At 46.8% G+C, this 10,807-nt stretch carries 10 protein-coding genes; 8 read left to right on the top strand and 2 right to left on the bottom strand.

What is annotated here, in order from left to right; all coding sequences use genetic code 11:
- Positions 1-131 precede the first annotated feature (131 nt).
- The 8 genes from ACTJJJ_RS30980 to ACTJJJ_RS30945 all read left to right on the top strand — a co-directional run bounded on the left by ACTJJJ_RS30980 (position 132) and on the right by ACTJJJ_RS30945 (position 8,297).
- Positions 132-1,310 carry a glycosyltransferase family 4 protein gene (locus ACTJJJ_RS30980; RefSeq protein WP_188939044.1) on the top strand — a complete coding sequence of 393 codons (1,179 nt, stop codon included), beginning with the start codon at positions 132-134 and terminating at the stop codon, positions 1,308-1,310.
- Positions 1,311-1,639: 329 nt separating this feature from the next.
- Positions 1,640-2,923: a site-specific integrase gene (locus ACTJJJ_RS30975; RefSeq protein WP_440703841.1), complete on the top strand. Its 1,284-nt coding sequence runs from the start codon at positions 1,640-1,642 to the stop codon at positions 2,921-2,923.
- A gap of 35 nt (positions 2,924-2,958) precedes the next feature.
- Positions 2,959-3,726 carry a hypothetical protein gene (locus tag ACTJJJ_RS30970; RefSeq protein ID WP_440703840.1) on the top strand — a complete coding sequence of 256 codons (768 nt, stop codon included), beginning with the start codon at positions 2,959-2,961 and terminating at the stop codon, positions 3,724-3,726.
- Between the two features lie 124 nt (positions 3,727-3,850).
- On the top strand, positions 3,851-4,117 hold the full coding sequence (locus ACTJJJ_RS30965; RefSeq protein WP_440703839.1) for a hypothetical protein: 267 nt from the start codon (positions 3,851-3,853) through the stop codon (positions 4,115-4,117).
- Positions 4,117-5,322, top strand: a complete 1,206-nt coding sequence (locus ACTJJJ_RS30960) for a primase-helicase family protein (RefSeq protein WP_440703838.1) — start codon at positions 4,117-4,119, stop codon at positions 5,320-5,322. The genes ACTJJJ_RS30965 and ACTJJJ_RS30960 overlap by 1 nt, the downstream gene beginning before the upstream one ends.
- Positions 5,323-5,541: 219 nt before the next feature.
- Positions 5,542-6,468, top strand: a complete 927-nt coding sequence (locus tag ACTJJJ_RS30955; RefSeq protein WP_440703837.1) for a toprim domain-containing protein — start codon at positions 5,542-5,544, stop codon at positions 6,466-6,468.
- 284 nt (positions 6,469-6,752) lie between these two features.
- Entirely contained in the window at positions 6,753-7,304 is a 552-nt protein-coding gene (locus ACTJJJ_RS30950; RefSeq protein WP_440703836.1) for a BfmA/BtgA family mobilization protein, read from the top strand.
- Positions 7,305-7,331: 27 nt separating this feature from the next.
- Positions 7,332-8,297, top strand: coding sequence for a DUF5712 family protein (locus tag ACTJJJ_RS30945; protein WP_440703835.1), 966 nt, complete (start codon positions 7,332-7,334; stop codon positions 8,295-8,297).
- A 439-nt stretch (positions 8,298-8,736) separates the two neighbouring features.
- On the opposite strand, the gene ACTJJJ_RS30940 is transcribed toward ACTJJJ_RS30945, so the two are convergent.
- Both ACTJJJ_RS30940 and ACTJJJ_RS30935 read right to left on the bottom strand, forming a co-directional pair.
- Complete coding sequence (locus tag ACTJJJ_RS30940) at positions 8,737-9,360, bottom strand: DNA-binding response regulator (protein WP_440703834.1); 624 nt, start codon at positions 9,358-9,360, stop codon at positions 8,737-8,739.
- 97 nt (positions 9,361-9,457) lie between these two features.
- Positions 9,458-10,783 carry a T9SS type A sorting domain-containing protein gene (locus ACTJJJ_RS30935; protein WP_440703833.1) on the bottom strand — a complete coding sequence of 442 codons (1,326 nt, stop codon included), beginning with the start codon at positions 10,781-10,783 and terminating at the stop codon, positions 9,458-9,460.
- Positions 10,784-10,807: the final 24 nt, after the last annotated feature.

The following is a 10,807-nucleotide window of genomic DNA, read 5'->3' as shown; positions in this document are numbered from 1 at the left end:
CCCCTCATCCCATCAATCCTCCTCAACATCATGATTTGCCTTGTGTTTTTCATTCTATTCCAACACGCCCTTGTGTCAACATTCGTAAGAAAGTTTGTGCCGCAGAGGGTTACTTAACGTTCCCCTGAATTATGATCACTAAAAAACCCCGAATTTTAACTTTTACGCATTATGGTGAATTGTACGGTGCAAACCGGTCCCTGCTAACCCTTTTGATCGCCCTGCGCGACAAAATCGACTGGTGGGTGATCTGTAAAGAGGAAAGCGCGTTTTCACGGGAATTGCGACGGCAAAACATCCGGTACAGCATTGTCCCCTTCACCAATGACGTTTACATGCAAAAAAAGCGGTTTCAATGGTTCAACAGCATCAAACGCACGGTGTACAACATTGCTATCGGCCTTTACACGGCGTTCATCGCAAGAAAGCACGGCGTTGATTTGATTTACACCAACTCATCCGTCATTTTCATCGGCGCGGTAACATCCTTCTTCTCCCGAAGAAAGCACATCTGGCACATCCGCGAATTTGTTTACGACGACTACAAACTCACATACCTGCTGGGGGAAAGGGCATTCCGTTTTTGGGCCGAACAGGCCAGCGCTATTATCTGCATTTCTAAAAGTATTCAAAAGCGCCGGGTACTTTCCAAAGACATCAACACTAACTCTGTTATCATTTACAATGGGCTTGTAGGCGATAAGAGCAAAGCGATAGTCAGGCCGAGCCCTGTGAAACCTACCGTTCTGGGTATTGTCGGGGTTATTGATCCTGCCAAAAATCAGCTTGCGGCCATCAAGGCGATCCACGAACTTGTGAAACGCGGAAAGTTTGTCGTATTGAATATCGTCGGCAGCGTTAGCTCACAGGCTTATTTCGAAACCCTGAAAACCTACATTTCGGAACATGGTTTGAACGAGTACGTCAATTTTACCGGATTCTGTAAAGATGTGAGTGCTATCTTCAAATCGATCGATATCACATTGATGTGCTCTCCGCACGAGGCATTTGGAAGGGTAACCGTAGAAAGTATGATGCACGGGGTACCGGTAGTGGCTTACAAATCAGCGGGCACGGCCGAAATTATTGACCACGAGATTACCGGATTATTATATCATGACGAGAAAAACGCCCTCACTACGCAGTTAACACGACTTATGACAGACGACGACCTGTATAAAAAAATCTCCTCAAGAGCGTCAAAAGTAGCCCGCGAAAATTTTACCATTAAAAGCTACGCCGACCAGTTCGCCCAGTTGGTTTATGGCCTCACCAAGCCAGGCGACCGCAAAGCTATCTTCGCTTTCTAACATCGGTTCAGCCGGTTCGAAATCCCGGCTGTATCCGAAACGTTGAACCCATTCAACATTTCGGATACAGCCGGGAAAACAAAAACGCCTTGACAGTTTGACTGTCAAGGCGTAGTGCATTTTGAGTGGTGATGGACGGAATGAAATTTTACTTAGATATAGGTCAGAATTGGCAAGACATTATCTTGAAATACAGATATTTACAAAATAAACCTATATGACTTTAGATAGATCAGATTAAGGCGGATAAAGTCAAAATTGTAAACTATTTTGTAAACCAGTATGCCTACTTTTTGCTAAATTGTCACAAGTACACAACTAGGCACAAAATGGCAAAGGTCAAATACTATCTTAAATCCCCCAATGCTTCTGGCGTATCGCTTATTTCTCTCTACCTACGCTATGGCAGCACGCAGCAAGTTGTAGTCTCCACCAACTGCTATGTTGATCCCAAGGACTGGGATGCAAAAACACAACGGCTTAAACGAAACGCCCAAAACGCTCTGGAAGTTAATAACAATCTAAAGAAATGGGAACACGACGCGGACGAAATATATAACCGTCGCCTATATCAGAAACTTCCCCTGGATCCAAAGTACATCAAGCCAGACCTCGAAAAGCTGATTAGGCCGGCTGTGCCTACTCCCAAAATACAAGTCACCGACCTTCTCTCATTTGTCGATTCTTTCATTACCTCGGTGAAAGGATTCAAAAATATCAATACGATTAGGACCTATAATACTCACCTAAAGCTTTTACGAGATTTCGCCAAAGCCAGTTTCAGGAAGTCAATTGCCTTCTCCGACATCACACTGGACTTCTATCTGGAACTCAAGGATTTCATGACCAAAGACCGGAAGTTCAATGACAATACTATGAATAAGCACACCGGAATACTGAAATTCTTCCTTAATGAAGCAACTGAGCGAGGTTTGAACAAAAACTTCGAATATCGAAGCAGACGATTTACCACCTCAAGAAAAGAGGTTTATTCTGTCTATTTGAATGCTGACGAGATCAATGCCATCAGGGATTTGGACCTTAGTAGCAACCCGAGACTAGATAAAGTCCGCGATTTATTCATTATTGGCTGTTACTCAGGCCTTAGATTCTCCGATCTCTCATCGATCCACGCCGAAAATATTTCTCCCGACCTTCTATTCTTGCGGGTGAAAACAATAAAGACAGAAGACTACCTCGAAATCCCTATTCATCCATTCTCGCAAGGCATCATGCTAAAATACCGTGGTGTCACACCAAACAGTTTACCGCCTTCCATAAGCAACCAACGCATGAACGATTATCTGAAAGAAATCGCGGTCCTCGCCGGTATTTCGGAGGAAATACCCGTTGTCGAAACTAAAGGCGGTGTCAGAAAGCAAAGAAAGGTTCCAAAGCATGACCTTGTTACTTGCCACACGGCCCGCAGATCATTTGCGACAAATGAATACCTCGCCGGAACGCCCACTTACGCGATCATGTCGATAACAGGCCACAAAACAGAAAAAGCATTTCTGATGTATATCAAAGTCTCGAAACGACAGTATGCACAGCAGATCGCTGATCTGTGGAAAAACAGAATTGCCAGTCAGGACACACTTCAGAATAGTTGATTTAATTCATTTGAGCATTTTACCACACTCCTGTTATGAAACATTCAATCGAGAGAGCGTTAAAGCAATTACTTGACGTCAAAGAGGACCGCACAATATCAATCCGTCCATACGCTTACGACATCGGACAGCCAAAGCATAATTACAACCTTTGCTTTGATGATGAGCCATCTGCGAGTCTTTACTATAACTCCTTCTTTATCAAAATTCTTTCGTACAAGAGCACGAACCAGGCGCTTGATTGCCTCCGGTACCACTATGCCCTTTACGACAATCAAACCGAATTCCTGAATTTCTTCGTGAACGAAGTGCTCGATGTTACGGATTTGCTCTCAGGAGGCATTCCTCTGCCCTCTGATAAACGAAAGCGGAGAATACTCGCATCATGTCTTAATTGGGCCAACGATCAGCGTCTATTATTACAATCTGATGCAGAACACAGCATGAGAAGCTCTATCGAGACTGAGATAGTCGACGTCATAAAGGAAATCAAGAATGCACGCATCGAAATAAATCCGCAGGTTGATTCCAAGAAGCTCATCCTTCTGTTTCTGGCACTCCAAAGATCAATCGTTGATGAAAAAAATGTCGGCGTCTTAAAGTATAAACATACAGTGGAACTCCCCCATTTATTGAAGTACTTCGCTCCGTTTTCAGATAACAAGATCGATGGCATTCGGAAATTAACAACCCTGCTGGCATCCGACAGAAACCTCCAACTTAACTTGCCCGAGTATTTAGTTTCTTCCCTTCAGAAATTTTTCTTTCACGAATCGGTCCGAATTAGTGATTCGGAGCTTTGAAGCTTGCTCGGTGCTGCAAAAGACAGAATAGCTAATATTAGATTAATATAAGCTTTCGCAATACCTGCGAACGGGTCAAATTTGGCTAAACAAAACAAGTTGAGCCATGCCAAACTACGTTCTAATGGAAGTCGACACCTTCCGCATGCTTATTAGGGAAGAGCTGAGCGCCATCACAGTCGCGATCGACCCGAATCAACAGAAATCATCCGTAAATGAACCATTGAAGACGAGAAAGGAAATGGCCAAAGACCTGGACATTTCTCTCGTAACACTTGGAGAGTGGATGAAAAAAGGCCTTCCGTATCGACGTCTTAATGGTCGAATCTATTTTCTGTACTCTGAGGTGATGGGGTACATGAAGCACTTCACCGATAAATCGAGTAGATGATGAGCGAGAAAGCAATGTACCTACGCATAGGAACCAGCTACTTCAAGAAGGTGCAGCGGCCTTTGTCTTCCGGCGACACCATATCCTCTTTGATCCCCTGGTCGGCCGAGTGCATCCGACTGGATCACAGCCGGGACTATCTGAAAGACCGGGTGGGCTGTTACGACGGCTTTTGTTTCGTCCCTAGTCACCTGCATTATCAACAAAAAGTAGGTGGGTTTTACAACCGCTACCAGCCATTCCAACACGTCGCCCGCCAGGGTGATGCATCGACGATCTTTCGGTTCCTTAGCCACATTTTTGGTGAGCAGATCGAGATGGGCTACGATTACTTCAAAATCCTGCTCGAACGTCCAACGCAGATTCTTCCGATCCTGTGCCTGGTCAGCGAAGAGCGTGGAACGGGAAAGACCACATTCCTACATTTTGTTAAGTCTATCTTCGGAGAAAACATGACCATCAACAGCAATGAGGATTTCCGCTCCAACTTCAACATCGAGTGGGCCCAGAAATTGGTCATCGGCGTGGACGAAACATTTCTGGACAGAAAGGAGGATTCCGAGCGGATCAAGAACCTGAGCACGGCCCGATTCTATAAGGTGGAAGCGAAAGGCTTCGACCGGCAGGAGGTCGAGTTCTTCGGTAAGTTTATACTTTGCAGCAACAACGAGGACCACTTCATTATCGCCGAGCCAGGAGAGATCCGGTACTGGGTCAGAAAGGTGCCGCCACTCAAATCGGAGGATCACCATCTGCTTGCCGAGCTGCAAGCACAGATCCCCTCCTTTCTGCATTTTCTGGTAAGCCGGGAGTTTGCTCACCCTAGTAAAACACGGATGTGGTTTACCGCAGAGCAAATCTCGACACCGGCACTAAAAAAACTGTTGAACCAGAACCGCAACAAGCTGGAAGTAGAGATTGCCCATATCCTGCTGACGATCGCCGACGAAAAGGACCTGGACGAAATCCGGTTCTGTACGGGGGATGTCCAGGATTGGCTCAACAAAAAGCACATCCGTTTCAAAGACGTCTCCCAGATCAAGGGGATCCTGCAAAGTGCCTGGAAATTGAGCCCTGCAAGCAACTCGCTTGCATACCCGCTATACAGATTTCTGACCGATGGGACTGTCTTCGAACAGACCGGAAAAGGCAGGTACTATACCCTCTCCCGAGAGCGCATAAATGAGCTCAACGAATTGCCCTGATTTTTGATGATTTGATGCGCATCATATTTAATTAATTGATTAATAAATAATTACAGCGCATCAAAATTCGCATCAACGCGCATCAAACCCAAAATAGCGATGCAGGCCTCGATGCATTTTGATGCTCTTTTGATGCGGACATAAGCGACTGAAATACAAAAAGTTAGGAGCCTTCCGCATCAATTCATCAATTTTTTCAACTTTTAACCCCAGTAAATTATGACTTGCGAGCAAGCCAAAGAGATCCCTATTGTCGATCTGCTGCGAAACTGCGATATACACCCCCAGTATATCCGGGGACAAGACCACTGGTACCTCTCCCCTTTCAGGGATGAGAAAACTCCTTCATTCAAGGTCAACGCCAAGTTAAACCTGTATTATGACCACGGAAGCGGCCAGGGAGGGGATATTATCGATTTAGGTCGAGCGCTTTTCGGGTGCGATACGAAAGCAGTACTGGAAAAGCTAGGTTCCGGATTTTTTTCTTTTCAACCGCAACATTTCAAAGAGACCGGTTCGCATATACGCCGGGACGTTACACAGGCGCCTGATCAGCCTGCTATCCAGATCACCGGTACAAAGGACTTAGGCAACAATCCGGCGATTACCCGATACCTGGAATCACGGCACATCGATCTGGATATTTCCAAATCCTATTGCCGAGAGGTCTACTATCAGGTCGGCGATAAAAACTACTTTGCTGCCGGTTTTGGAAACCGGTCGGGTGGCTATGAGCTCAGAAGCGAATACTTCAAAGGCAGCTCTTCCCCCAAGGACATAACTCATATCCAGCTCGGCCACAAATCCGTCTGCGTATTGGAGGGCTTCACCGATTTCCTTTCCCTTCTCACCCTGCGAAAACCCGAGCCCGTGCGCAGCGACTTTGTTGTTTTGAACTCGGTGAATATGGCAGAGCGCAGCCTGGATATCCTCAGAAGTTATCGCACGGTTTTCGTCTACCCAGACCACGATGCTGCCGGAAACAGGCTACTGGAAAAGTTCGAACATGCCGGAATCAACTGTGTCGACGCATCTGGAATTTATCAAAATTATAAGGACCTGAACCAAATGCTAGTGGCAGGCAAAGAGTCTGAAAAACAGATCCGCCAACAGGGGCCGAAAAGATCGCGGGGACTGTGTATGTGAATTTTATTTTTGGCAGTTCCCCAAAACCATCCGCAGATCAGATGGCGGCGACAGCTGCCAAACGTGTCCTTTTCTTGCCAAAGAAAAGGAGCAAGCGGAAGTTGGGCAGAGCCCTACTTTGCTTGCCATTTGCGCTGCAAATGGGGTTTTGCGTATCCTCCGGGGATACGCTGATCTGTTTTCGCTGGCGAAAGAAAAGAAAACAGGATACCAGACGGTATCCTTGATACACAAATTATGGCATTTGGGCCTATCCGGCCTTTTGCCATCAAACAAAGCCAACAATGGAGGATATCAATGTAAAATCGGTCAGGTACCCTGTTGCCGTCGACGAGAAGTTTGAAAAGATCGCCCTTAAACTGGGGCGTACAAAGCGGCAGGTCTTCATCCAGATGGTGGACTACTTCTATAAAAGCAAGAAAGACCCATCGGATTTGAATGATGAGCTTTTGAAGAATGCGCTGATGAAAAGTCACAAGGATTACATCGGCTTTATCCGAAAGCAGGAAGAGATGCTGCTCATCCCGATCAAGACCGAAATGGAGCGGGTAGCTGAATCGCAGGATGAGATTGTCCAGCGGTTTAACAACCAAATACACAAGGCCAATACCGACCTTCTCAATAATCAGAACGAGCTGGCGCGCAGGTTCAGGGACACGGATGCGCTGATGGAAACGATCAAGAAAAACCAACGGACCAAGGAGCTTTTGAAAGCCCAGTTCCTCTTTATCCTGGACAGCTATATCAAGTCCCGGGACGCGTTCGGTATGATGACACCGGGCCGGGAAAAAGAAGAGTTGATCGCTGCTACCAAAATGCAGATCAATTTAATATAAGCAATACATACAGCAGATTAACAGGCCATGTTCATTAATATCACTGACAGCAAGACAGCGAACAATAAAGGCAGTAGCGGCGGGCTGGTGCATTACCTGGAAAAAGAGAACCGGCTCGCCCCCAAGCAAAAAGTGGAACACTGGTTTAACGGCCAGCAATCCAATATTCGACCCTATGAGGTGGTCAGCAAGATCGACGACAATATCGCCAAGCTGAGCAAGGCTGATGCCAAATTCTTTTTGGTCAATATCAGCCCTAGCCGGAAAGAGATAGCGTTCCTGAAAAAGCATTATGGCGAAGATGGGGCAAAAGAACAAATGAAGGAATTTGCTGCCAGTGTGATGGACGCCTACGCTAAGAACTTTAACCGGGACGGCATTACCAGTCATCATTACCTGGTTTGGTTTGCCAAACTGGAAAACTACCGTTATTATGGTTACAATGATCCCGAAGTCAAACAAGGGATCAGAATGCGGGGTGAGCGTAAGGAAGGAGAGCAGATGCACGTACAGGTCATTGTCAGCCGGAAGGATGCAACCAATAAAATCAAGCTTAGTCCCATGAACACCTCGCGGGGAAAGAATGTCGAGCATTCGAGAAAGATGGGCCAGTTTGACCGGGTTGCTTTCAAGCAAAGTGGGGAGAGCCTTTTTGATCGCAAGTTTGGGTTTGATAGGCCGCTTAATGAAACACTTGCTTACGCCAACGTTCAGAAAAACGGCAAGCTAGCGCAGCGGGAACAGTTGAGCGTACTTACCAAGGCTTCCTCACGGAATTCCCAGAGCAAATCATTGGCTAATGAACTTGCCCGGAGCGTTGCCCACGGCTCATTTACCACTACGGCCGGTATGCTGGCTGAAGCGGGTAAAACGACAGCCGATTTTCTGAAAATAATGCTTGAACCATCCTTCACAGGCGGCGCTGACCTAGTTCCAGAAAACCTAAGGAAAAAAATAAAGAAAAAGTCGAAGGGGCAGCAGATAACTCGCTGATATCCTTGCTACCCTCAAAGAGAATAATGCTTTTCTTCACGATCTTAGATGCAATGGGCCGTTTATACAGGCTATTCTTTTTGTAATGTGCCAGACCTGAACCTTACTTATGATCCGGGCCATACCCATTGCCATTTTTTGTACTCAAGGCATAAATAAGTATATATCCAGGTGAGCATGTACGTAAGAACTCGAGTCACTGTTCGCGATTTGACTCATCAGCAGTTTCAACGAGTGCCTTCAGGATGAATCATCGTCTTGTTGCAAAACATGAACTCCGTCAAGGTATGGACCACCTGCTCTGCAGAAGGGTCTTTAACATCCCCAGGAGTGCCCCCAACATAGCCCAGAATCTCCCAGCGAGAACTAACAAATTAGAAGTTTGAACAAAATTAAGTACCGGTTAAAACCCACATTCTGGCTTCTGTTAGTGTGGCTCTTACAACTCTTTTGCCGTACCCAGTTTATGGAGCATATTAGTGAGCTGGGTAATGTCACGGACACCAAGCTTCTCGAAAATTCGGCGTTTATAAGAACTGACCGTTTTGGGGTTGATTCCAGCGATTGATGCAATTTCATCGTGGTGCTTGTTAGCGACCAGTAAACCAGCCAGAAGCCTCTCCCTTTTCGTTAGCCCGCGGTTTGTCTGCTTGAAGGTGATGTCCGAAAGTAGCAACTGTTGAATATCGTCGCTGACAAACCGGGATTTAGCGAATACTGTTCTTAATGCCTGACTGATTTCAGATGGTTTTGACGTTTTTGAGAATAATCCGTCGGCTCCTGCCCTGATGAACGGATACATATATTCAAATTCATTTCCCAGGTGCACCAAAACAGAAGCTTGCTTATTCAGCTTTTTGAACCGCTTTAGTAAGACGGTGTCTTTTCCATCGATGACGCCCACATCGAGGATCAGCATTTGGACCTGCTGTGGGACTGATAGTCCTATACTGTTTTGAACGCTGTCTGTTTCGAGGATTTCCACATCCGGATAATCACTTTTAATGACCGATCGTAACCCAATTGTAAATAAGGGGTTATCGGTAACGATCAGAATCGTCATAGTAGGGTATTCGGGTTGTTCGGGTTAGAAATAGGGCTGCTTTTAGAACAAGCCCGGACAACATTCCTTGTTGCCCGGGACTTTTTGCGTTCGTTACTTACCTTGTAACGGCAACCTTGTGTGTGCTGATAGTGCCGTCAAACAGGGTCATAGTCATGATGTAAATACCTTGCGGGAGCTTTGTTACATCAATTCCGGCGGAAGACGACGGCTGGTTTTTGATCACCTTCACGCCGCTCGTGTTCACGATATCTATTTGTTTAACCAACTCGTGATCGCGAATCAGTATCTTGTCCACGGCGGGGTTTGGATACGGCGTTACGCCTCCTTCATCTTTAAATGAGACATTCCGTATTTGACTAAACGCATAGGTGTCGTCCCTGTCCACCATTTTCAGCCGGTAAAAATTCTGGCCTGCCAGCGGGCTCGCATCTACATGAGAATAATTAACGAGTACTTTGCTGTCTCCCTGTGAAGACACCGAAGCGATCCGGCTCCATTGCTTTCCGTTTGCGCTACGTTCGATTTCGAACCGGTCGCTGTTGGTTTCCTCCGTGGTTGTCCAGGCGAGCAGCGCCGTTTTCCCTTCGGCAACAGCTGTAAAGCGGGTTAGTGTCACAGGCAGCGGCAGTGTGAGCGATGCAAATGTGTAGGCAGTGTAGATGTCGGGGGCGAGCGGTGAGATGGTGGTGATAGAACCGGCCGTAAGGTCGCTGCTGCTGCCCAATACGGATGTAGTATCCACTTTAGATGGGATGGCTACCCACTGTGTCCCGTCCCAACCGGCGATTGTCAGCTTGTTGAGCTGGTTGTTTGTTAGTGTGCCGATTGCGCTTCCCGCATCCCAGGTCAATGTCAGGGGCGTTGCATTCGCGCCATCGATGTCCCAGTACTCGACCGTGCTCACCACGTCAACATTGGTGCCCATGCTACTGGTAGGAAAGGGACCTCCGTTAGGAAGGGCAGCATAATTGGATCCCGTAAAAAGGTTGCTAGTAACGGCAGTATTGGCATCCGCATGAAAGTAAGCGCCCATCACGCCATCGGCTGAAGCCGCAAACTGGCCGACAAAACCATTGTCACCCACAGGAAAAACAAATGTGCCCGCGCCGTACTTGCGCACATACCCATCCACATAACCCGCATCGGATGCGCCTGTGGAGGTGAGGTTGTCGCCCGCGAAATTGAGGACACCGAAATTACCAACTGCGCGCTCGGTCAGGATTACACCCGGCTGGGCGCCACCACCGCCGGTAACGAAGTTATGGTTGCTGAAAAAGGTCATCTGGCCCCCTCCGAAGATCGTCGTGTTACCTTGGCTGCCTTCCTGCGCGTGCGTCAAGTGCCCAAACAAAAGTAATGTTATGGAGGCGACCATGCTAGTCCATCCTTTTCCATATGAACTGATATTGTTATGTTTCATAATTAGCCTGTTTAATGCTATGAT

Origin of the sequence: Dyadobacter sp. 22481, assembly GCF_052044875.1 — a bacterium.
GTDB classification, from domain to species: domain Bacteria; phylum Bacteroidota; class Bacteroidia; order Cytophagales; family Spirosomataceae; genus Dyadobacter; species Dyadobacter endophyticus.
This window is presented reverse-complemented; position numbering and strand designations above follow the sequence as displayed.